The sequence below is a fragment of the Labrys sp. F242 genome, assembly GCF_057813875.1.
The window spans coordinates 2,103,760-2,122,746 of the sequence record NZ_JBVASG010000001.1; the positions used below are offsets into that span (position 1 = coordinate 2,103,760).

Annotated in this window: 32 protein-coding genes; 18 read left to right on the plus strand and 14 right to left on the minus strand. The window is 60.7% G+C overall.

What is annotated here, in order from left to right; translation table 11 throughout:
* Window positions 1-21 precede the first annotated feature (21 nt).
* The 14 genes from ACZYTC_RS09840 to ACZYTC_RS09905 form a co-directional block, all read right to left on the minus strand.
* Window positions 22-864, minus strand: coding sequence for a phage Gp37/Gp68 family protein (locus tag ACZYTC_RS09840; protein ID WP_488989440.1), 843 nt, complete (start codon window positions 862-864; stop codon window positions 22-24).
* Entirely contained in the window at window positions 857-1,351 is a 495-nt protein-coding gene (locus tag ACZYTC_RS09845; protein ID WP_488989441.1) for a hypothetical protein, read from the minus strand. Before ACZYTC_RS09845 ends, ACZYTC_RS09840 begins: the two co-directional genes overlap by 8 nt.
* Window positions 1,344-1,886, minus strand: a complete 543-nt coding sequence (locus ACZYTC_RS09850) for a hypothetical protein (RefSeq protein ID WP_488989442.1) — start codon at window positions 1,884-1,886, stop codon at window positions 1,344-1,346. The genes ACZYTC_RS09845 and ACZYTC_RS09850 overlap by 8 nt, the downstream gene beginning before the upstream one ends.
* A complete protein-coding gene (locus ACZYTC_RS09855; RefSeq protein ID WP_488989443.1) occupies window positions 1,883-2,890 on the minus strand; it encodes a recombinase RecT in 1,008 nt (335 codons plus the stop codon). The genes ACZYTC_RS09850 and ACZYTC_RS09855 overlap by 4 nt, the downstream gene beginning before the upstream one ends.
* On the minus strand, window positions 2,887-3,825 hold the full coding sequence (locus ACZYTC_RS09860; protein ID WP_488989444.1) for a PD-(D/E)XK nuclease-like domain-containing protein: 939 nt from the start codon (window positions 3,823-3,825) through the stop codon (window positions 2,887-2,889). The genes ACZYTC_RS09855 and ACZYTC_RS09860 overlap by 4 nt, the downstream gene beginning before the upstream one ends.
* The gene (locus ACZYTC_RS09865; RefSeq protein WP_488989445.1) at window positions 3,822-4,028 is read right to left on the minus strand and encodes a hypothetical protein; all 207 of its coding nucleotides are present in this window, start codon (window positions 4,026-4,028) and stop codon (window positions 3,822-3,824) included. Before ACZYTC_RS09865 ends, ACZYTC_RS09860 begins: the two co-directional genes overlap by 4 nt.
* Window positions 4,015-4,293 carry a hypothetical protein gene (locus tag ACZYTC_RS09870; RefSeq protein ID WP_488989446.1) on the minus strand — a complete coding sequence of 93 codons (279 nt, stop codon included), beginning with the start codon at window positions 4,291-4,293 and terminating at the stop codon, window positions 4,015-4,017. The genes ACZYTC_RS09865 and ACZYTC_RS09870 overlap by 14 nt, the downstream gene beginning before the upstream one ends.
* Window positions 4,294-4,298: 5 nt before the next feature.
* Window positions 4,299-5,045 (minus strand): hypothetical protein, encoded by a 747-nt coding sequence (locus ACZYTC_RS09875; RefSeq protein WP_488989447.1) that lies wholly within the window; start codon window positions 5,043-5,045, stop codon window positions 4,299-4,301.
* Window positions 5,046-5,050: 5 nt separating this feature from the next.
* The gene (locus ACZYTC_RS09880) at window positions 5,051-5,683 is read right to left on the minus strand and encodes a hypothetical protein (RefSeq protein WP_488989448.1); all 633 of its coding nucleotides are present in this window, start codon (window positions 5,681-5,683) and stop codon (window positions 5,051-5,053) included.
* Window positions 5,684-5,688: 5 nt separating this feature from the next.
* On the minus strand, window positions 5,689-6,051 hold the full coding sequence (locus ACZYTC_RS09885; RefSeq protein ID WP_488989449.1) for a hypothetical protein: 363 nt from the start codon (window positions 6,049-6,051) through the stop codon (window positions 5,689-5,691).
* Window positions 6,052-6,338: 287 nt separating this feature from the next.
* Window positions 6,339-6,839 carry a hypothetical protein gene (locus ACZYTC_RS09890; RefSeq protein WP_488989450.1) on the minus strand — a complete coding sequence of 167 codons (501 nt, stop codon included), beginning with the start codon at window positions 6,837-6,839 and terminating at the stop codon, window positions 6,339-6,341.
* On the minus strand, window positions 6,806-7,222 hold the full coding sequence (locus tag ACZYTC_RS09895) for a HEPN domain-containing protein (RefSeq protein WP_488989451.1): 417 nt from the start codon (window positions 7,220-7,222) through the stop codon (window positions 6,806-6,808). Before ACZYTC_RS09895 ends, ACZYTC_RS09890 begins: the two co-directional genes overlap by 34 nt.
* A 3-nt stretch (window positions 7,223-7,225) precedes the next feature.
* Window positions 7,226-7,525 (minus strand): hypothetical protein, encoded by a 300-nt coding sequence (locus tag ACZYTC_RS09900; RefSeq protein WP_488989452.1) that lies wholly within the window; start codon window positions 7,523-7,525, stop codon window positions 7,226-7,228.
* A 4-nt stretch (window positions 7,526-7,529) separates the two neighbouring features.
* Window positions 7,530-8,144 carry a S24 family peptidase gene (locus tag ACZYTC_RS09905; protein ID WP_488989453.1) on the minus strand — a complete coding sequence of 205 codons (615 nt, stop codon included), beginning with the start codon at window positions 8,142-8,144 and terminating at the stop codon, window positions 7,530-7,532.
* A 92-nt stretch (window positions 8,145-8,236) separates the two neighbouring features.
* Between ACZYTC_RS09905 and ACZYTC_RS09910 the strand changes: the two genes are divergently transcribed.
* The 18 genes from ACZYTC_RS09910 (at window position 8,237) to ACZYTC_RS09995 (ending at window position 18,776) form a co-directional block, all read left to right on the plus strand.
* Window positions 8,237-8,470, plus strand: coding sequence for a carph-isopro domain-containing protein (locus tag ACZYTC_RS09910; protein ID WP_488989454.1), 234 nt, complete (start codon window positions 8,237-8,239; stop codon window positions 8,468-8,470).
* An 82-nt stretch (window positions 8,471-8,552) separates the two neighbouring features.
* Entirely contained in the window at window positions 8,553-8,705 is a 153-nt protein-coding gene (locus ACZYTC_RS09915; RefSeq protein WP_488989455.1) for a hypothetical protein, read from the plus strand.
* Between the two features lie 295 nt (window positions 8,706-9,000).
* Window positions 9,001-9,270: a hypothetical protein gene (locus ACZYTC_RS09920; RefSeq protein WP_481272083.1), complete on the plus strand. Its 270-nt coding sequence runs from the start codon at window positions 9,001-9,003 to the stop codon at window positions 9,268-9,270.
* Window positions 9,267-9,434: a hypothetical protein gene (locus ACZYTC_RS09925; protein ID WP_488989456.1), complete on the plus strand. Its 168-nt coding sequence runs from the start codon at window positions 9,267-9,269 to the stop codon at window positions 9,432-9,434. The genes ACZYTC_RS09920 and ACZYTC_RS09925 overlap by 4 nt, the downstream gene beginning before the upstream one ends.
* 9 nt (window positions 9,435-9,443) lie before the next feature.
* Window positions 9,444-9,989, plus strand: coding sequence for a hypothetical protein (locus ACZYTC_RS09930; RefSeq protein ID WP_488989457.1), 546 nt, complete (start codon window positions 9,444-9,446; stop codon window positions 9,987-9,989).
* 8 nt (window positions 9,990-9,997) lie between these two features.
* Window positions 9,998-10,543, plus strand: coding sequence for a hypothetical protein (locus tag ACZYTC_RS09935; protein WP_488989458.1), 546 nt, complete (start codon window positions 9,998-10,000; stop codon window positions 10,541-10,543).
* Entirely contained in the window at window positions 10,540-10,698 is a 159-nt protein-coding gene (locus ACZYTC_RS09940; protein WP_488989459.1) for a hypothetical protein, read from the plus strand. Before ACZYTC_RS09935 ends, ACZYTC_RS09940 begins: the two co-directional genes overlap by 4 nt.
* Window positions 10,698-11,267, plus strand: a complete 570-nt coding sequence (locus ACZYTC_RS09945) for a GcrA family cell cycle regulator (RefSeq protein WP_488989460.1) — start codon at window positions 10,698-10,700, stop codon at window positions 11,265-11,267. The genes ACZYTC_RS09940 and ACZYTC_RS09945 overlap by 1 nt, the downstream gene beginning before the upstream one ends.
* Window positions 11,264-12,469, plus strand: a complete 1,206-nt coding sequence (locus ACZYTC_RS09950; RefSeq protein WP_488989461.1) for a DNA-methyltransferase — start codon at window positions 11,264-11,266, stop codon at window positions 12,467-12,469. Before ACZYTC_RS09945 ends, ACZYTC_RS09950 begins: the two co-directional genes overlap by 4 nt.
* Window positions 12,466-12,678, plus strand: a complete 213-nt coding sequence (locus ACZYTC_RS09955) for a hypothetical protein (protein ID WP_488989462.1) — start codon at window positions 12,466-12,468, stop codon at window positions 12,676-12,678. Before ACZYTC_RS09950 ends, ACZYTC_RS09955 begins: the two co-directional genes overlap by 4 nt.
* Window positions 12,679-12,683: 5 nt before the next feature.
* On the plus strand, window positions 12,684-14,087 hold the full coding sequence (locus tag ACZYTC_RS09960) for a replicative DNA helicase (protein WP_488989993.1): 1,404 nt from the start codon (window positions 12,684-12,686) through the stop codon (window positions 14,085-14,087).
* Between the two features lie 2 nt (window positions 14,088-14,089).
* Window positions 14,090-14,602, plus strand: coding sequence for a DUF559 domain-containing protein (locus tag ACZYTC_RS09965; RefSeq protein WP_488989463.1), 513 nt, complete (start codon window positions 14,090-14,092; stop codon window positions 14,600-14,602).
* Window positions 14,602-15,780, plus strand: a complete 1,179-nt coding sequence (locus ACZYTC_RS09970; protein WP_488989464.1) for a DUF1376 domain-containing protein — start codon at window positions 14,602-14,604, stop codon at window positions 15,778-15,780. Before ACZYTC_RS09965 ends, ACZYTC_RS09970 begins: the two co-directional genes overlap by 1 nt.
* Window positions 15,777-16,184, plus strand: coding sequence for a sigma factor-like helix-turn-helix DNA-binding protein (locus ACZYTC_RS09975; protein ID WP_488989465.1), 408 nt, complete (start codon window positions 15,777-15,779; stop codon window positions 16,182-16,184). The genes ACZYTC_RS09970 and ACZYTC_RS09975 overlap by 4 nt, the downstream gene beginning before the upstream one ends.
* Complete coding sequence (locus ACZYTC_RS09980) at window positions 16,184-16,408, plus strand: hypothetical protein (RefSeq protein ID WP_488989466.1); 225 nt, start codon at window positions 16,184-16,186, stop codon at window positions 16,406-16,408. The genes ACZYTC_RS09975 and ACZYTC_RS09980 overlap by 1 nt, the downstream gene beginning before the upstream one ends.
* A gap of 123 nt (window positions 16,409-16,531) precedes the next feature.
* The gene (locus ACZYTC_RS09985; protein WP_488989467.1) at window positions 16,532-16,822 is read left to right on the plus strand and encodes a hypothetical protein; all 291 of its coding nucleotides are present in this window, start codon (window positions 16,532-16,534) and stop codon (window positions 16,820-16,822) included.
* Window positions 16,822-17,136, plus strand: a complete 315-nt coding sequence (locus tag ACZYTC_RS09990) for a hypothetical protein (RefSeq protein ID WP_488989468.1) — start codon at window positions 16,822-16,824, stop codon at window positions 17,134-17,136. Before ACZYTC_RS09985 ends, ACZYTC_RS09990 begins: the two co-directional genes overlap by 1 nt.
* A 152-nt stretch (window positions 17,137-17,288) precedes the next feature.
* On the plus strand, window positions 17,289-18,776 hold the full coding sequence (locus tag ACZYTC_RS09995; RefSeq protein ID WP_488989469.1) for a DUF4942 domain-containing protein: 1,488 nt from the start codon (window positions 17,289-17,291) through the stop codon (window positions 18,774-18,776).
* Window positions 18,777-18,987: the final 211 nt, after the last annotated feature.

Genomic DNA, 18,987 nt, shown 5'->3' on the forward strand with positions numbered 1-18,987 from the left:
GGGCGACGTGATGCAGTGAGGTCATGCCGGCACCTCGGGGAAACCGTTGTGCTCGACGCCATCGAGAAGGCGGCCGGCGAATTTCTTGCCAACGCGCCAAACACGCTCGTTATCGTCCAGGCCCAAGCCGAAATCGTTACTGGTTCCTGAAGGGATCGCCTGATCCTCTGGAACTTGATCGCCGCCAATCCACTCGCCATTCTGCTTGTGCAGATAGCCGATGCCGGCCCGCTGGCATTCGTCGCGCAGGCTGCGAAACCAATCCGTTCGCGTAGGGCGCGCATGGTGCCCGCTCTCGCCGCCCGTGATGACCCAATCGAGATATTCGGCCGACCGCCCGAGCTTGAGTGGCCCCAGCAGAGGCTCGCAGGACAGGAAGCGGATCGAAGCCGGCACCGACGTCAGGAACCGAATACGCCGGTCGAATTCCTGCTGGTTCTCCGCCGTCATGCCGAGCCAGATATTCCGGGGCATGCCAGCGTCCCACTTCGGCCAGATCATCTTGCGGATGTTCTGCGGACGCTTGGTCAGCAGCAGCCAGTCCAGATGCGGGGTATCCTCGATCACGTCGAAGAGGTCAGAGCGCCAAATATCCGGCACTTGATTGTCGAAGACATCAGCCAGCGAGGCACAGAAGACGCGATACCGCACTTGCTCGGCTTCGGCTTGCCGGTTCCACTTCAGGGGGTGCCGCCAGTTCGATTCGGCGGTGCGCCTGCGGTTGCCCTGCCAAAGATCGCCCTGCCCCGTGCGCTTCGCCCAGCCTTCGGCATAGCAGTGATCGCAGGCCGGGCTGACCTTCGTGCACCCTACCCACGGATTGAACGTATGGTGCGCCCACTCAATCTTGGTGTTCTCACCCATTGGCGGCCTCCGTCAGAACGCGCCGCCATTTCGGTTCAGTCGGGCGGATCTTGGCGAGTTCAGGATTCTCGGTCGAAAACCACTGGCACTCGATCATCCCCTTGTCGGCGAGCGCGTGCATGATGACGATCTGGGCATTCACTTCGCCATCCGGCAGGCATCGAGCGCGAAGCTCTCTCGCCCCGAACCAGCCGTCGCCGATGCAGTCGAGCGCAGCCTTCTCGCCATCGGTTAGGATCGGCGGCTGCATCAGCCTCAGCGCCGCTTCCTCAAGGTCGGAGACGTAGCTGCCATCGACCTTGAAGATGTGTTCGAAAGACCTGCCTGCCTTCTTCGCAGCTTCGCCCTTGAATGTGCGCTCAATCCAGCTCAGGCGGGGATAGGAGATGTTTCGGAACCCGTAGCCATAGCCGCCGGGGCCGAAGTTGTAGTGCGCGATGAACTCGCCCTTGGTGGCGTGAAGCATGTCGGCGGTGATCTCAGCCATTGTCCGCGCCCTCCCCAATCTTCATCCGGTCGCAATATCCCTGGGCCTCTTCGCGGATGGCGAAGCGCTCGGCCTCATCGCCCTCGATGTTGCCCTCGGCGTCGCCGATCGGGATGCGCACGATCCATTCGACATGCGGGGCGATGTTCGAGTGGACGGCGACCGGGGTGTAGAACGCAGAAAGCGCCACTTCCTCCGGCCACGCCTCGACCGGTTCCGGATCTGCCTCAGTCCAGAAAAGCCGAGGGCTCTTCCTCGCTTCGCCGACCTCGGCAAAATCGGGAACAGGTGTCGACGCTTCCCGGCGCTCAAGCCCATAGCGCTCGCGCATGTCCTTCGTCAGGAAGTGCATCTGATAATGCGGGCGACGGACCTCAGGATGTGTGAGGTTTACCAGCTGCCCAAGCATCTCATCCCAGTTGAGCTTATCGGCGCACCGATTGCCCTGGGCCACATTGAAATAGCGGCTGCCGAACTCGGTTTGGGTTTCGGTGATGATCACCGGCTCCATGATGGGCTTACGTTCCTCAATCATGCCGCCACCCCGTCAGCCTGCTTTGCGGCCTGGTCGAGCGCCTTGAGGTGGGGCTCAAGCTCGGCCATCTCGGCCTCGGTCAGCTTGCCCTTCCAGAACCGGAAGGCCTTGGTGCCTTCGATCGATTTGGCACGGGCGCGGTCGATAAGGGTCTCGTCCTGCGGCAGGTCGTCATCGTCGTGATCGGCGCCGTCCTCCTCGGTTGACGTCTCCGCTGCATCGGTTGCCGCATCGGCCGTTTCGGTTGACGGTTCCCCATCCACCGGCGCCTGATCCAGCACCTCGCCGGTCTCGGCGTCGACATGTTCCTGGGAGAAGCCCTCTGAAGCCGCAGGGGCCACCTTGAGCCGGGAAGCCAGCGAAGGCCGCGGCGTCACATCTCGGGCGCGATCGGGGCCGACGTTCCCTACATCCTCGATCTCATCCTTGGCATAGACGCCGAGCAAAACGTCGGGGAAATGCCGCCGGCAGAACGCGCGCGATGAATTGTAGAAGTGCTGCTGGTCGGGGTCGGTCTTCCAGAGCGGCGAGTTCTTAGGTTGGATCTTGTCGAACTCTGGCGACAGATACTCGACAACCTCTCCGGTATCCTGCAGTTCCGCCCAGACCCGGCACTGACGCCGGCCGCCCTGCCCCAGGTATTCGACCTTGAGCCGTCCCTTGATAGGCGCACGCTGCAGGATCACGGCATGGATGAGTTGGGCCTCATAGGCCATCCGATCATTGACAGAATAGCTCTTGTTCGCCACCGCGAACGGCGACATGCGCCATTCGATAGCCTGGATGCAGACCGCGATGCAGGCGCCAGGATTGCCGCGAAGGTGCTTCGGAACGGCGACCTGAGAGATCGCCATGAGCTTCGCCACTTCCATGACTTGCTCGACATTGGCGAAAGCCAAGCCGCCGGCGTGGTCTGAAATGGCTAGGGAGTTGGTGACGTGCGGGTTGACGCGACCGGCGATCTTCTCCTCGGCCGCCGTCACCTGGAGAGTGACCTGATTCATTCTGCTGCTTCCTTGTAGACGGAGCTGTCCAGTTCAGGGAGCAGTCCGTATTTCGTCTCCGTCTCGACCCGCTTGCGCAGCCAATCCGGCATGGATGTCGTGATTTCAGAGGGGTAGGCCGGCCATTCGCCGGTCTCGATGCACTTGGCGAACTTGTCGATCGCGCGCCTGTTGCGCCTTGCGCCGTAGGTGATCCATTCCGGATCGACCGGAGAGACGTTCACAGCCCAGGGGTCTCCACCCTCGATCCACACCAACACGAAGTCGGTCATCTCGAAGCCGAGCACTTGCCGGAAGGCTTCGCCGACGAGCGCTCCCTGGGCGTCGTAGCCCCAGGATTGAACAGCTCTCTGGATCTTGTCCGGCGAAGCGTCGGTCGTCGTCTTGATGTCGCCGGCAATGCCGTCGGAAACCGGGATGACGTCGGGCCGGCACTTCAGCCAGACACCGGTCTTTCGGTCCTTCCAGAAGATCGAGCGCTCGACGTGGCCCTGCAGCAGACCGGCCTTGATACTCGGCTCGCGCGCCAGGCTTGCTGCCATGCCGCGGATCGCAACCAGGTCATCGGGCACCAGCACGGTCCGGCAGGCCTCGCGCATCTCGTCGCGCCAGGCCTTGGCGTCTTTCGTCCGCCAGTCCGGCCATTCCTCCGGCCGCACGGCGTAACGCTTCTTGAAATCGGATTCGCCGAGCAAGAGAGTGTGCGCCGCCCTGCCGAAGTCAAAGGCGTCCTTCTGCTCTTCCGGCTTGCGGTTCGGGTTCAGATAGGACTGCGCCCAATAGTGTGCCGGCGACCGGCTATCGAGCAGGCGCAGACCCGACGAGGAAATACTGGGTCCGTCGCAGAGGTCGGAGTGATAGACCTCCATCGGCACACCGGAATAGATGCCCGGCTTCGTGATCTTCTGCCCGTCCCAGGGAATGGCGTCGATCATAGGCCCAGCTCCCGTTTAATCTGGCGCGTTTTGAGCGTGACGATCCGGTCGTCGAAACTGCTGACCTTGCGGTGGCGCTTGCTTGCCTTGGCGCGCTGCTGGCGAAGGGTCTCGATCTCCTCGACGATTGGACCGACGAGTTTCTTCCAGCGCCAGGCGCGCCACGCCGCGATGACAAAGCGGATCTGGTCAAACGGGGGCATGACTGGCCTCCATCCGCTGCCGGCGAGCACGGGCGCCTTCCAAGGCGTCGTCGAAGCAAGCCAGGACCTCGACCGGGTCGAACGGCAGCGCCGGCACCGGGCCCTTCTGGACGGTGAGCAGCTCCAGGCATCGCGCCCTATCGTTGAGATCTACGCCGGACACAGCGAGGAAGTCGCCGATATCGCGGACGGACTGGGCACGGGCGACAACAGCTTGGGCCGCTGCGCCGATCGGGCGAAAGGTCGGGGGAAGCGAGCCGGTCATGGCCATCACTCCGCCGGCTTGTCGAACGAGACGACACACGTACTCACAGACGTGCCCGATGCCTTGAAAGAGTCGTCCGGCAGGCGCTCAATCGAGCCGCCTAGTTGAGCGATGAAATCGCGGAAAGACGCTGTCTTCTTGTTGGCACGAAACAGAATACCAGCCGACATAATCGAGACTAGGCGGCCGCCCGGTTTCACGAACTTTGCAGCGTGCAGAACATGGTCGATATCCACCTGACCGGCGAACGGAGGATTCATCAGCACCCGGTCGAACTTTTGAAGGCCTTCAAGTGAAAGGAAGTCCGTCAGCACTACCGACCGGAAACCAGCTGTAGCGAGGGAGCGAGCCCGCTTTTCGTCGATCTCGACGCACATGACGTCGCCGCCACACTCACGCGCGGCCTTGGCCAGATTGCCGAGACCGGCGCTCGGCTCCAGGATATCCATGTCCTCCGCGATACGGGCGAGACCGGCAATATTGGCTGCGAGGTCGGGCGGCGTATCGAACTGCCCAATATCTTGCTTGGATCGGGTGTATTCGCCTGTCAGGATTATCGGCTCGATTGCTTCGGCCGCGTCACCTTCGAAGTGATGAGCTCCGGCCTTGCGGTTCCACTTACCGCCGGCGGCCTCAATGACCTTCATAGTGTCGACGTAGAGCTTCCGGTCCAACTGCCCGGTGAGCGTCATATAGTTTCCGTCGAAAGATGCCTGATCGAGAACCGCGAGAACTTGCTGAGAGACCTTCATCGGCGTCACTCCGCCACTTTGGCGAGCGCCTGGGCGAGACGCTGCTTTTCGGCTGCAAGGACAGCCTTGTGCCGAGCTTCGACCGCTTGACGGACTTCAGAGATGGCCAAGTTGGTTGCCTTCTCGATGTCCTTCGAGAACTTGGCGTCTATGAACTTCTCGACGAAGACCTGGGCCCGGCTCCGCGTATTGTTCCAGCCACTCGGCTGCGTCGGCTTGCCGGCGTTATCGACATGCTGGTCAAGATATTCGCGAGGATAGAGACCAATGAACTCGCGCATTGTGACCGGCTTCTTGTCGCCGAAGGCGGGCGTTATCGGCTGGTCAATGATGGCGTCTGTCACCTTGGCGAGATGCGCATCGATTTTCTGTGTCACCAGAGCCATGCAGCGCTCTTCGATCATCTTCGCGAGCTTGCTATCCGCAACTCGTCCAATGATCTGACGGGCAGCCGCCTCGACGATCAGGTCTTCCATGTCGCTCTGCGTCCAGCTCCTCATCTGGACATGGAACTCAATCTTGGCTTTAGGGTCCGGCTCTACCGTGGCCGTCATGGCTTCGCCCGGCTGGTTCGGCTCGCCGTGCTCATCGAGATTATTGGGCAGCATGCTGGTGTCGGTGATTTCTTGGATCGACATCGCCGTCACTCCGCAGCCTGGAGCGACGGAGCAGCCTCAAGCCACCTGCCCTCGACGATCTCCGAGACCCAGTCCGGCACGACCTTGTATTCCTGCATCAGGCGCAGGCGGTTGCCGTCGCAGTGCAGCTCGTTCGCCGCGATGTAGTGCTCGGCTTCTTGGCAAATCGCCTTGGTGACGTCCTTGCAGGTACCGACGGCCGGATCGATCTCCAGGACCTGCAAGAGTCCCTGCCCGCGCTTGTCGCTGGGGTCGAACTCACCGCCGACGAAACGCTCGACGATTTCCTTGCGTGTCAGGGCGGTAGCGCTCTCGTCGAAGGTGACGCCATAGCGGCCGAAACAGGTCTTGGTGATGAGGTTGGGCATCTCTGCTCTCCATCCGGTGTCAACCGGCTATGGAGATTATGTAGCGCTTATCGCTACATCACGTCAACAGGTATGTTGCGTTAATCGCTACACCATTTTGAGACGTAGAGACATGCGCTACATCTCGCCCACAAAAAAGCCCGAACGAGGCGGGTTTGGGATCACAATTTATAACTCAGAGTTTGAATTAGTATCTCAGGCTCGGTCGGCGTTCGTTCGAGCGCCGACCGACTCAACAAAAAACCCGCCTCGAGGGCGGGTTCCCATTGTTGATATGAAATGTGCGACTAGGCGGCCAACTTCGCAACATTGTCGGAGAAGCGGCGCCAAGATCTCATCCTTGCCGACATGTCTGCCTTGTTCTTCTGAAACGCTACAACCCAGTCAGACGAGAAGGCGATGTCGTGCACCTCCAGGTAGATCTCGGATACCTGAAGGTCCTCTCTCTCGGTTCCATCAGGATTCTGAACCACCCACCCCTCCTTCGGCAGAGGAAGATGGCGTTTCAACTCCTGCGAGATGAGCTGGTCTGGACTATGAAGCCTTACAATGAACGGAGAAATCTCCTGAGGTGTGGCCGCCGCATTGTACGCCTTGAACAATGCTTCACTGATCGCAAGAGGCCCCGCATGATCTATGTGGGAGGTGATTAGGATAAGCACGAAGTCACTGATTGTTTTATCCCATGCCCACAAAACGCCCTCGGAACGCAGCCCTAGGCCTAGCAAAGCATCATAGTAATCCTTGCCCACCTTTAGATATCCAGGCGGTAGCGCTTGCTTATCCATTGGGCCACTCCATTGGCTCCGCAGAGCGATTGTAACATATCATTGGCCAGTCTCATCGGCATTTTGCCTGGTTGATATGCATCAGATCGTCGCCACATCAGGACGACGTTGAACTTCGGGCCAATCGGATCCCTTGTGAGTGATTTTCGATCAATGCCTGCGAGTTGCATTAGGTAGAATAGATCGTGGGTATATAGCCGCTCGTCCTCTTCTCTGGAAGGCCATCGGTTCCTGCGGGTATGTCGCAAAATTGCGGCTTTCAAAAGGAACTCTGCCGCAAAACCGCAATGATGCCATGCGGATACAGGCTCCTTCCTTTCGAGAAGTATCTTCGCCGAACGCATATGCTGCTGGGCCGCCTCGACAAATTCCTCGGGTGTCACCGACTATTCCATCCCGTCAAGGTTCTCAGGCGTCTCGCCAAACCGCGCCAGGACCACGGCATCATCGAAATCGCCGAACTCAGGATCGCCGGTACGAGAGAAGGCGATGGCCCCGATATAGGTGACGATCGTGGGCGGTTGTTTCTTGCGGAGGCTGGGAACCGTCACCTCGCTGCCGAGCATGCCTGCCGCTCGAGACATGGCAATGGCCGCGTTGGGCGCGTCTTTTGCCTCACCCGCAATCAAGTCGCCGTCCGAGGAGCGATGGAAAGGAAGGGAGACATAGTAGGTGACGCGGGGCATGGCGCTACAGATCAAACATTGTGCGGCGAACGCGACCAACTACTTCCATCTCATCCTCCCCTACGAAGATTGGCCGGTTGGCGAGATTGAACGAACGAGGCTCAAGGCGCGGCACTGGATCTGGCTCCCAAATCTTGTACGTAGCCTCACCTCGAATTGAGAACACATAAGGCTTGTCGCGCTGCAGGCGCTTCTCCGACCGGTTGACGATGATAATGGACCCGTCAGGAGAAATTCGGTCCATTGAGTCTCCATCCACCCTTAAGGCGATGAAGTCGCCGCGCCCCAAATCGCTAAACGCCAATAGAGGAACGTCCTGAACTGGCGCCGGCGTGTTAGCTTCGGCGAGCTTACCGGCACTCACCCATGAAATCAGCGGCACCAACGCCACATCAGTTCGATCAACTGGGGGCGCCACTCCGGTGATTTCACCAATCGCGATCAGCTCGTCGGCGGCAATCCTACGACCGCCCAGAACCATCTTATTTGCAGCTGCCCGATCAATTGACCGGCCGAGCCTCTCAGTAAGGCGGCGCGCCAGATCCGCCTGCGACAGCCCTGACACCGTCAGAGCCCCCCGAAGCCAATTGGCCAGCATTTCTGCATTTCTTTCAGACATGTAGCGATTATCGCAAGCCTATAAAATCCTGCCATTTCTCATTTCGCTACAGTCCAGTTGACCATGGTAGCGATATTCGCTACAACATATGCATGGAACCAGCACACTCGATCATCAAAGCACTCGGTGGCCCCGAAGCTGTCGCACGCGAGCTGAAAGTGCACCGTACCCGGGTTTACAGCTGGATGCGCTCCCAGTCGAACGGCGGTACCGGAGGCGCAATACCGCAACGTCATTTTCAGAAGATCCTCGGGATCGCTGGTGAGCGTGGGCTGCCAATCACAGCTATTGACCTCATCACTCCGTCCGAAACGGAGGCCGCATGATCTGGGCGGCCGTCATCCTCTATTTCCCCGTCGCCCTGCTCGGCGCCAGCGCTCTCGGCAATCTGCTGAAGGAGCGGGGCTAATGCAGCCAGACGATCCCGGCATCGACCCCGATTTCGACACGCTCGCCGAGCCGCTCGCGGGCGGTAATCGGGTCGTCGCATTGGTGGCCGTGATCGTCATGTGCCTCGTCACCGCCGGATTGATCGGTCTCGTCACTCGGTGGCTCTCATGATTTCTCCCGTCGCAAATTCTCCCCTCTGCGACGGCTTAAGCCGGGTCTCCATTGGAGCCCGGCCTTTTCCTTTCGCTCTCGCGCCTTCCGCCAAGATGTCGCTTGAGCACCTTTCCTGCCGTGAGTTCTGACCATGCAAGGTGTCACTGTTCTCCCTGAGGGCCGTCATTCGATGCAATCAGCATCGTTGGATAGGTCTGGAATGTCCCACCTCCAAAATTCCTCTCACGGCAATATCAATTCCTTGTTTGGCATTTGTTCTGGTCCCGAGCTCAGGGACAGGGTCACCGCGCATTTGCGGAAGATCTATCCGAACAAGCCTTCCGAGCACGTCGCTGCGGCCACCGACCTTCCCGTCGACACCGTCCGCAAGTGGTTCGCTCGCCAGAACACGCCGAACGGTCCCGCGATCGTCCGTCTCGTTTTCGTCTACGGCATCGACTTCCTCTGCTCGATTATGGACGAGCCGCCGCGCTGGCTCGATCGCGCCGCCCAGGCTGAAGAGAAGGCCGCAATTGACGCCGACCTCGAGGCTCTCCTGAAACGCCGGGAGGCGCTGCGTTGAACCTGGTCCGCGCCGTCTACTTCCGGGTTGGAATTGCCTTCGCGCTGCGCCGCTATCGGCGCGCCGTTCGGCTGTCCGGTCACTACACCGATGACGCCCTGCACTGGCGAAGCGTCGCCGAAGCCCTGATCGCCAAGTCCAAATCCCCAACCCCAGACCAATAGGAGAGCCCCATGGCCCGCGGCCGGAAGAAGAAAGAGAAAGTCGAGCGCGTCATCAAGATCAAGCCGTCGGAGTTCCGCGCAGCGATCAACGAGGCGTCTCGCCTGAAGGAGCAGTCTGCGAGCTACAGCGGATTCCATGGCCGCCACGTCAAGACCTTTGTCGAGCGCACCGGTTTCAGCCGCCACGCCTTCGCCGTCATCTCGAAGATGGAAAAACTCGGCGACGACCTGAAGCGCCAATCCCTGATGGACGAGATCATCATGGGCTTTGACCTCATGGGCTGGAACGACCAGGGCACCCTCTTCGATCGCGTGACCGCCAAGCTCGAAAATGATGTCGAGAAGGAGGACGGCGACAGCGAAGAAGATGATGCCGATCTCCGTCCGCCCTTCATGCAGAACGCGATGCCGCTCGAGGAGGCGAAGGAGAAATTCGACGCCGCGCATGAGGTCTCCGAAGCCAAAAAGGCCGTTGCAGCCAAGGCTGCCGCGAAGCCCAAGCCGGCTGATGCTCTCTCCGCCCTCGCCGGCGAAGAACCCGCCACCGCGCATTGAGGTCGGACATGGCGGCGCCCTCCATTCTCTCGATCGACTTTTCCAAATCGCGGACCGGGATCTGTTTCGGCAGGCCCGGCCAGAGACCAACGCTGTCCTCGAAGTCCTTCGCGAGATGGGAGGGCGCCACCCTCGATGAAGCGGCCGCCGCAGTGATCCAGTGGCTGCCGGAAGTGTTATCCGTCTACAAGCCTGACCTGATCGCCCTCGAAGCCGCCCTGCCCCCAGCAGCGAGCCGAGATCAGACATCCGCCCGTCTCGCGCTGGGCGCCGACTTCGTGATCAAGGGGGCCGCGAAGCTGCGGGCAATCCGCTGCTACGAGATCCACGGCGGCACCTGGAAGTCCGCAATCCTGGGTTCCGGCAACCTGCCGTCGAAGCAGGCCAAGGCGAAGTCCCTGCAGTTGGCACGCGGCATGGGCCTGGAGCCCAAGGACGATAATGAGGCCGATGCCTACTGCATCTGGCTCTACGGCGTCCTGCACCTCGCAAAATTCAACGACACCGATGCCTTGGCGGCAATCGTCAAGCTGCAATGGAAGCTCGTCGCATGAACACCGAACAGATCAAAGAGGCCGCCATGTTGTGGCTGACAGGCAAGAACACCGCCGGGATCGCCATCGCCCTCTTTGTCTTCGAAAGCGACGTCGAGCGGCATATCAAGCAGATCAAGGCCGAAGCCCACCTCATCGCAGCGAGGGCAGCCTGATGGCCGTCGCATGGACTGAAGAAAAAATCACCGTTCTGAAACGGATGTGGGCGGAGAGCGCCTCCGGTGAAAAGATCGGCACCGTCCTCGGGTTTTCACGCAACGCGGTGTTGTCCAAGGTGCGCCGCCTTGATTTGCCGATGCGAGCACCAGGCCGCAGTCATCCTGGTATCAGAAGCAAGATGCCAGGGAGCAAAGGCGGCACTCCTCAGGCGGCCCGTGCTGCCGCAGTGGCCGCTTCTGCATTGAGCCGGAAGCCGGTGATCACCCTGGCGTCAGGTATCACGGGCTCCCTGAAGCTCGACAGGGCCCCGATTGACAAAATCGCTATCTGGTTCGGCGCCCCTGTCACTGCCTTCAAGCCGTCGGCATTCGGCCCACGCACAATCCTGGATCTCGGCCGCCGGCACTGCCGGTTCCCTCTGTTTAAGGGCAACGAGCCAATCGACCAGAAATTCTACTGCGGCAAGCCCAAATTCGACGGCTCGTATTGCATGCACCATGCGGTCCTGTGTGCAGGGATCGGCATGCCGGCAGAGCGTCAGGCGCTGGAAGGGGTTCCAGCGTGACAGTCACCTTCAGCATCGGCGACGTGCGCGAACAGCTCCGCCTGCTGCCGGCCGAGCACTTCGATTGCGTGGTGACCTCGCCGCCCTATTGGGGCCTGCGCGACTATGAGGTTGATGGTCAGATCGGCCTCGAGCGCACGCTCGGTGAGCACCTGGCCGTAATGGTCGACGTCTTCCGCGAAGTCCGTCGGGTGCTGAAGCGCCATGGCACGCTCTGGCTCAACTATGGCGACTGCTACGCCGCGGCGCCGAACGGGAAATCAGCCGCCGCCTACAAGGCCGACGGCACCGATGACCGGACGTTCCGCGACAAGCCTTTCTCGACGGTCGGGCCGATCTATGACCCGGCCTATAATCGCACGCCTCGGAAGCACTTCGTTGCCAGCGATCGCCAATCCCGCATGGAGACCGGTGGCCGTGTCGTCGCCGGCGGCTATCTGAAGCCCAAGGATCTCTGCATGATCCCGAACCGGCTCGCCATCGCCCTGCAGGATGATGGCTGGTGGGTCCGATCGGAGATCATCTGGCACAAGCCCAATCCGATGCCGGAATCGGTCTACGACCGGCCGACCGTGGCGCATGAGAAAGTCTGGCTGCTCACCAAGGGCGAGGACTATTTCTATAACCACGAGGCGATCCGCGAACCTGTCCAAGGATCGACGGTCAAGCGCCTTTCCCAGGATCTTGCCACCCAGGCGGGCTCCGCTCGAGCGAACGGCGGATCTCGTCCAGATCGCCCGATGAAGGCGGTTGCGAGGAGCGGCAACAAGGAACGCAAGTCACGGCTGGTCAATGGCGGCAACCCCGATCGCAATAGCAATCAGAGCTATGGCATCCCCTGGGAGGGCGATACCCGCAACGCTCGGAATGTCTGGAAGATCGCCCCGAAGGCCTTCCGCGAGGCCCATTTCGCCACCTTTCCCCCTGCCTTGGCCGAGCGCTGCATTAAGGCCGGCGTCCCGCTGACGACGTGCAGCCTGTGCGGGTCCGCGCAGCTTCCCGAAGTCTGCGGCGGCATGTGCTCGACCATCCCGCGCCAGCCGGGCCGCGTGCTCGACCCCTTTGGTGGCGCCGGCACCGTCGGCCTGGTCGCCGATCAGCTCGGGCTGGACTGCACACTTATCGAATTGAACCCCGGATACGCCGAAATGGCGCGCCGGCGGATCTATGGGCCGGCTGTGGTCTTGGAGGCTGCGGAATGACCGATCGGATCCCGCTGCATCAGCAGATCGCATATCTCTCGATCGCCCTCAGCGCGTCGCCCGAAGGTCTGCGACGGAGCAGCCGCAAGAGCGAGGCCGACCAGATCATGTCTGGCGCCCGTCAGGCCCTGGAAACGCTGAGAGAGATCGCCGTCGACGAGCAAGCCCATCGGGCAATCATCGTTGCCAGGAAGCGGGGTGCAGCATGAACGCGATGGCCCCCGTCCCACCCCGCCCGATCGCGTCAATCGAAGCCGAACAGGCAATGCTCGGCGCGATTATGCTGAACAACGAGGCCTATGGCGCCGTCGCCGACGTCGTTAAACCGGACGACTTCTATGAGCCCCTGCATCGCACGATCTTCGACCTCATCGGCCGGCAGATCCGCAACGGGATCAAGGTCGACGCGCTCACCCTTCGCAAGTCGCTGCCGGACGTCGAGATCGCCCCTGGCGTCCATATCCAGCAATACCTGATCCGTCTCGCCGCTGAGGCCACAACAGTCATCGGGGCTCGCGATTATGGCCGGTTGATCCGCGAGGCCTTCGTCGCCCGCCAGATCGCCGCTGTCGGCGAAGAGCTCCGCGCCGCTCCCGACAACGCCAAGACAACCGGCGAGGCCTTGGACGAGGCCTGGAAGCGTCTCGACAAACTTCGCGAGGATTCCCAGGAGAGCGAGGATAAATCCTCTACCGTTGGCGAGGCCGCCCAGAAGGTCGCCCAACGCATTACCGAGATCAGGGCCGGGAAATCCGAGTCGGTCGTCAGTACCGGGCTCGCCGAATACGACAAGGCGATCGGCGGCGGGTTCCGCGCTGGCCGTCTCTATGTCCAGGCCGGCCGCCCCGGGCAAGGCAAGACCGTGCTGGCCCTGGCGCAAGCGCGCCGCATCGCGCGCGCCGGCCACGGCGTCATGTTCTTCAGCTTAGAGATCGACGATGAAGAGACCGCGGCGCGCGTCATCGCTGCCGATCTGGCCCGATCATCGAGCCCGCTGACCTATCGCGACATCCTCACCGGACAGGTCGACGACTATAACCACGAACGCGTCTCCGAAGCTGCGCTGCGCATGCAGGAATGGCCTCTCCGCTTCGACTGCACCGGTGGCCTCTCCATGGCCCAAATCGCGGCCCGGGCCCGGATCCAGAAGGAACGGTTAGCCAAGACTGGCAAGGAGCTCCGCGTCATCTTCATCGACTATCTCGGCCTTCTCAAGGTCGCCGATCGCTACAAGGGCAACGCCACGATCGAGCAAGGCGAGCTCGCCCTCGCCGGCAAGAATCTCTCCAAGGAGCTCGGCGTCGCCATCGTGATGCTGGCCCAGCTCAACCGCGGCGTCGAAGGGCGCGAGGACAAGCGGCCGACGATGGCTGACCTCCGCCAATCCGGAAACATCGAGGAGCACGCCGACAGCGTCGGACTGCTCTTCCGGCCAGCCTACTACCTGGAGAAAACGCCCAAATACAAAGCAGACGATCCGGACGCGCTCGACGAGATGCTCCGCATCAAGAACGACTTCGAACTCATCATCGACAAGAACCGCCTCGGCCCGACTGGGACCCGCCATTTCTGGTGCGACGTCTCGTTGAATTCGGTCGAGGACAAGACGAGGTATTGAGCGTGGCGCGCAAATTTGAATTGGAAGCGTTCATAGATTCGGCGCTGCGGCATGTAGAGGCCGATATTCGGTCCTCATGGCCCTTCATTCGGAAGGGCGACAGCCCGATCGAGGAAACGTTCTTCGTCAGCCTCTATCTTTGCCTCAAGCTTCGTCCAGAAATCATCTCCGGCATGGCGTTCGTGACCGATGGCCGCGACATCAGTGAGCCCGAGCTCTCGGATCGGATCATTGTGCGGCCGCAGCACAGGCTTATCGATTGGCCGATCGATTTTGTAATCGAGTGCAAGTCCGACATGAACGATCGGACCTATCAGCTCGCAGTCGAATGCGACGGCCACGATTTTCACGAGCGCACCAAGGAACAAGCCGCGCGTGATCGCAGGCGAGACCGTGCCCTGCAAGAGAAGAATGTGACCGTATTTCGGTTCACTGGTTCCGAGCTCTATCGAGATCCATGGAAGTGCGCCGTCCAGGTCGTCGAGTGGGCCGAGCATGCTCGGGCGAGGTCGTGATGACAGATCACCTTCCTCTTGTCCCCGCAGACTGTGACCTCCGCGACTTCCCATTCATGCCGGTTGATATAACCCGGCTGTTCGGCTCCGGTTTCCACGCCAGCTCCAATGACTCGGAATGGCGCGCCGGCGTCACGCTTTGGATGAAGAGCTATCACCAGGTGCCGGCCGCGAGCCTGCCCGACGATGATGCCGCCCTTACGATGCTCGCCGACCTCGGCCGGGATCAGAAGACCTGGAAGAAGCTGAAGGCCAAGGCTCTCCACGGCTGGGTCAAGTGCAGCGACGGACGGCTCTATCACAAGGTCGTCGCCGAGAAGGCGCTGGAAGCCTGGATTGAGAAGCTCGCGCAGCGCAAGGTCAGCAGTGCCGGCAATGCCAAGCGCTGGGGCAACGAGGCCGACACCGCCGACATCGAGATTGCCATCGAGCACGCCATCGACCTTCTCAGGACGCTCAACCCGAACTCCCGGCAGTTGCAGAAAAGGACGCGAAAGGGACAGCCTGCGGGATCCAAGATCAATCCCGCCCAATTGCCTTTGGAAGTCCCGCAAAAAGGAAACGGGAATGCAAACGGCACTCCCGCTGTTATCCCGACGGGATCGCAAGAGACAGAGACAGAGACAGAGAATACCTCCCCTGCCCCTCGCGATGCCTATCTGAATGGGATGGGCGGGGCGAAGGTTTGGAACCAGGCGACGATGAACGCCCTCCATGATCGGCTTGTCCGGGAAGGCAATATCGGCACGGCGCCAGTCGCGAACGACTTCAACGGTATCGCTCCGATCATCGGCCTCATCGATGCCGGCTTCGACATCGACCTCGATATCCTGCCCGCCATTCGCAAGGCGATGGAGGATCCTGAGAACCGGCCGAAGCAGTGGAAGTTCTTCGTCGGCTGGGCGACCTCAACCCGTAAGAACCGCCTCGGGGCTGGCAAACGCGGTGCCGAAGCCATTGCAACCGAGAAGCCATTCAGCGAACCCAAACAAGAGCTGACCGAGCGCCACCTCGTCCAACAAGCCCGACAGTACGTCGAGCGCGGCAACGACTGGCCGTTCAACTCGCCGCCACCAGGTGCGCCCGGAACCAAGATCACCCCCGAAATCCTCGAAAGAGCCCGCGCCGAAGTCAGCGCGGAACGTCAACGCCGAGTTCGCTCCGGAGAAGCCGCATGACCGCCGCCAAGCCCAATGAAATTTCAAAGCAAACGCTTGATAAAATAACTCCAAGCGATCTGACGCCCCGTGACAGGCGCGTTTTGATCGCTCACCTGGCCTCCGAGGGCCAAACTCTCAGGGAAATCGGGCGGCGTCTGGGGATCTCTGCCCAGCGTGTCAGCCGCATCGCCAGGGGCGCCGGAATCCCGCTCGGGCGCCAGGGTGGCACCGGCCTGGTCAGCACGCATGTGCCGTTCCGGTTGAAGTCTGCGCTCAGGCAGCAGGCCGATGCCGCGGGCGTCAGTGTGAGCGCCTATGTCGCCAGGGTGCTCAGGGCGGTGTGCGAGGATGCCACGGTGGCGAAGCGGACGCTTGGGCGCGACGCAATGCCGGTGCGGGCGTATCGGAAGGGAGCGGTGTGATGTCGCTATTCGGCTTTCTTCGGTTGTTGCGCAGCCTCAGCCTCCCGGCGTTCGAGCTCCAAATCGATGGCCTCGCGGATGAACACCGCCATCTTATTCTCACCGACGAGCGCAACGATCCGCTTCCGGACGTCCTCAGTAAGCCGGACGCCCGTCATTTTGGTCCCGGATTCTTTGCTCAGCGGCGGTCGTCCCATGCGCCGAGGCATATCCGTCATCGGTAACTGAGTCAAAGCCGCCCCGTCAAAGGAATAACCGTTAACGCTTATTGACAGAGTAACCGTCAACGCTTATGGATATAACAGTTAACGGTTATGAACTCAACCGAGCCCTGATGGGGGACCGAGATGGCAAACTTCAAATACTTCTCCGGCGAAAATCAGCTTCAGGGCATTTACGCGGGTGATAAGCGCGGCGAGTTTTTCGGCTATGTCTCCAAGAGCGATCTGCACTTCGTCGCCGGACTCGGCTGGCAGGGCTACGTCAAGGCTGACCGGGTCATTGAGTACAAGTCGAACCCTTCCCGCCACGAGTGCGATGCTCGCTGCCTGAACGCCACCGGGCGCGTGATGAAGTGTGAATGTTCCTGCGGCGGCAAGAACCATGGTCGTGGCACTCTGATGTGCGAGGCCGCGTGATGGCCTCGCTCGAATACCTCCGAGAAGAGATGCAAGCCGCGAGGGAGCGGGCCGATAACAAGGCGCTCCCCGCGCATATCCGGCACGCCGCCGAGTCCATGTTCTGGCACTGCTACCGTCGCGTTGGAACCATGGAGCGCGGCGGAGCTCTGGAAGACGAGCCCGGCCATTACATGATCCAGCACAGTGAGTTGGCTCACGTACCTAAGCCTAAGAAGGCATCAGAAGAACGGACGCAATCGCATAGCGAAGAACGCCGACAGCTTCTCGACCGAAGAGCCGAAGTCGAATTCAAAGCCCGCGAAACCCTGTGACCTCCCTCGCGGAGGTCCCCTCCGCATTGCTCTTGGATTTCGAGCATGAACCCTCCCGCTTCGCCTTCGACGCTCCTCACGATCATGACGCTGTGCCTGATGGGCTACCTATCGGCTCTCGGCATCGGCGCGTTTTGCCAGGGATTGCTGCGATGAGCGCCATCATTCCCCGCGCCACTGTCGACGGCATCGTTGCGCATCGAAACATGGCGATCGAGCTCTACGAAGCGGCGCACGCCGCCCTCGGCAATGCCAGCGACGCCTTGCGCGCGGCCTTGGACGCCACCTTGCGAGCCGCGCCGACACAGACCGGCATGAACCACCACGCCAAGGAGGAAAGGAGCGGCTTCCTGTCCGGCCTGGCGCTGCCCGTGCGCGACGATTTCATAACCACCGCGCGCCGCATGATTGATACCGACGTCTGGGCGCACCTGATCGTGATGACCGATCTCGAAAGCCTGATGGACAAGAAGGCCAAGGATGAATTCCGCGCCCAGCTTCAGAAGGATCCGCCCGAGGTAACGATCGAGAACGTGGTCGCCACGCTGGAGAAGTTCGCCCTGGATGCGGACACGATTTTCAAGCGCGGCATCGCTGAGTGCTTTTCGAGCCTGGACCGCCGCTTCCGTTCGCACGACGGGTGGAAGATCGGCGGCCGGGTCATCTTGACGATGGCTTTCAACTCGTATGGTTCGTGGAACTATTACCGCAACGAGCGCGACACAATCCAGGACATCGAGCGGACGTTCATGGTGCTCGATGGCAAGCCAGTTCCGAAGAACTATGCCGGCCTCGTTGCTGCCATCGACCAGTCTCGTAGCGGGTGGGGCGCCAGGCAGTCCTTCACCGAGACCGAGTATTTTCGCGTCCGGGCCTTCAAGAACGGTAACGCCCACCTCTGGTTCAAGCGGGATGATCTGCTGCGCAAGGTCAACCAGTTGCTCGGCGAATATTACGGCGCGCCGATCCCTGAAGATCGAGAGACCGAGGACGATGGCGGCCTGAACGCGCCGAAGACCTCCCTTGCGAAAAACTACGGCTTCTACCCAACGCCCGATGCCGCCGCTGATCGCGTAATTGATGCCGTTCCCCTGTTCCGAAGAGACGGGGAAATGCCGTTGACCGTGCTGGAGCCGTCGGCGGGTACCGGTGCCTTGGCGCGCCGCCTGGTGACGGCCGGCTGTATTGTCGATTGCGTCGAGGTCCATGGCGAGCGGGCGCGCGAGCTCAGGGATAGTCGCCGCTACCGCGAGGTCAGAAATGCGGACTTCCTGAAATTGATGCCGCCTGACGACGCGAACCTCTACGACCGCGTCGTGATGAACCCTCCCTTCGACCAGGAGCGCGACATCGATCATGTCGTCCATGCCCTAAAGTTCCTGCGGCCCGGCGGGGTCCTGATTGCCGTCATGTCCGCCGGAACTGAGTTCCGCGACACCCGCAAGAGCAAGGCCTTCAGACAGATGATGGTCGACATGAACGGTGCGTTCCAGGACCTGCCGCCCAGATCGTTCGCCAGCGTCGGGACCTACTGCAACACCATCATCGTCCGAGTCAGGAAGCCCCATCCAGACGACGACCGGCGCTACTCCCACAATTCCTATTGGGGCCACTCGTTCGAGGCTCGCCAATTGGACTAGAGGCTTTTTAAAACACCCCGGAACTCTTTCGTGTTAACTTGAATTTCTTACAAGAATATGTTATATTTTACCCTGTAATTCAAGCAAGAGACGGAGTTTTTATGAAAATAAACCAACTTACATTTAGTAAATTTAGCTCAATGCGTGATAAATTGGATATTCGCTACGAAATGAAACTGATTATGATTTGGAGCATTTCTTATATTTCTCG

Bases quoted from the DNA above. Each gene is read 5' to 3' on its own strand.
- ACZYTC_RS09940 (WP_488989459.1), top strand. From the start codon at position 10,540: ATGAACACCGAACAGATCAAAGAGGCCGCCATGTTGTGGCTGACAGGC.
- ACZYTC_RS09930 (WP_488989457.1), top strand. From the start codon at position 9,444: ATGGCCCGCGGCCGGAAGAAGAAAGAGAAAGTCGAGCGCGTCATCAAG.
- ACZYTC_RS09860 (WP_488989444.1), bottom strand. From the start codon at position 3,825: ATGATCGACGCCATTCCCTGGGACGGGCAGAAGATCACGAAGCCGGGC.
- ACZYTC_RS09985 (WP_488989467.1), top strand. From the start codon at position 16,532: ATGGCAAACTTCAAATACTTCTCCGGCGAAAATCAGCTTCAGGGCATT.
- ACZYTC_RS09850 (WP_488989442.1), bottom strand. From the start codon at position 1,886: ATGATTGAGGAACGTAAGCCCATCATGGAGCCGGTGATCATCACCGAA.
- ACZYTC_RS09955 (WP_488989462.1), top strand. From the start codon at position 12,466: ATGACCGATCGGATCCCGCTGCATCAGCAGATCGCATATCTCTCGATC.
- ACZYTC_RS09855 (WP_488989443.1), bottom strand. From the start codon at position 2,890: ATGAATCAGGTCACTCTCCAGGTGACGGCGGCCGAGGAGAAGATCGCC.
- ACZYTC_RS09915 (WP_488989455.1), top strand. From the start codon at position 8,553: ATGCAGCCAGACGATCCCGGCATCGACCCCGATTTCGACACGCTCGCC.
- ACZYTC_RS09990 (WP_488989468.1), top strand. From the start codon at position 16,822: ATGGCCTCGCTCGAATACCTCCGAGAAGAGATGCAAGCCGCGAGGGAG.
- ACZYTC_RS09910 (WP_488989454.1), top strand. From the start codon at position 8,237: ATGGAACCAGCACACTCGATCATCAAAGCACTCGGTGGCCCCGAAGCT.
- ACZYTC_RS09935 (WP_488989458.1), top strand. From the start codon at position 9,998: ATGGCGGCGCCCTCCATTCTCTCGATCGACTTTTCCAAATCGCGGACC.
- ACZYTC_RS09890 (WP_488989450.1), bottom strand. From the start codon at position 6,839: ATGGATAAGCAAGCGCTACCGCCTGGATATCTAAAGGTGGGCAAGGAT.
- ACZYTC_RS09980 (WP_488989466.1), top strand. From the start codon at position 16,184: ATGTCGCTATTCGGCTTTCTTCGGTTGTTGCGCAGCCTCAGCCTCCCG.
- ACZYTC_RS09995 (WP_488989469.1), top strand. From the start codon at position 17,289: ATGAGCGCCATCATTCCCCGCGCCACTGTCGACGGCATCGTTGCGCAT.
- ACZYTC_RS09970 (WP_488989464.1), top strand. From the start codon at position 14,602: ATGACAGATCACCTTCCTCTTGTCCCCGCAGACTGTGACCTCCGCGAC.
- ACZYTC_RS09905 (WP_488989453.1), bottom strand. From the start codon at position 8,144: ATGTCTGAAAGAAATGCAGAAATGCTGGCCAATTGGCTTCGGGGGGCT.
- ACZYTC_RS09870 (WP_488989446.1), bottom strand. From the start codon at position 4,293: ATGACCGGCTCGCTTCCCCCGACCTTTCGCCCGATCGGCGCAGCGGCC.
- ACZYTC_RS09840 (WP_488989440.1), bottom strand. From the start codon at position 864: ATGGGTGAGAACACCAAGATTGAGTGGGCGCACCATACGTTCAATCCG.
- ACZYTC_RS09845 (WP_488989441.1), bottom strand. From the start codon at position 1,351: ATGGCTGAGATCACCGCCGACATGCTTCACGCCACCAAGGGCGAGTTC.
- ACZYTC_RS09945 (WP_488989460.1), top strand. From the start codon at position 10,698: ATGGCCGTCGCATGGACTGAAGAAAAAATCACCGTTCTGAAACGGATG.
- ACZYTC_RS09880 (WP_488989448.1), bottom strand. From the start codon at position 5,683: ATGTCGATCCAAGAAATCACCGACACCAGCATGCTGCCCAATAATCTC.
- ACZYTC_RS09885 (WP_488989449.1), bottom strand. From the start codon at position 6,051: ATGCCCAACCTCATCACCAAGACCTGTTTCGGCCGCTATGGCGTCACC.
- ACZYTC_RS09865 (WP_488989445.1), bottom strand. From the start codon at position 4,028: ATGCCCCCGTTTGACCAGATCCGCTTTGTCATCGCGGCGTGGCGCGCC.
- ACZYTC_RS09960 (WP_488989993.1), top strand. From the start codon at position 12,684: ATGGCCCCCGTCCCACCCCGCCCGATCGCGTCAATCGAAGCCGAACAG.
- ACZYTC_RS09900 (WP_488989452.1), bottom strand. From the start codon at position 7,525: ATGCCCCGCGTCACCTACTATGTCTCCCTTCCTTTCCATCGCTCCTCG.
- ACZYTC_RS09975 (WP_488989465.1), top strand. From the start codon at position 15,777: ATGACCGCCGCCAAGCCCAATGAAATTTCAAAGCAAACGCTTGATAAA.
- ACZYTC_RS09875 (WP_488989447.1), bottom strand. From the start codon at position 5,045: ATGAAGGTCTCTCAGCAAGTTCTCGCGGTTCTCGATCAGGCATCTTTC.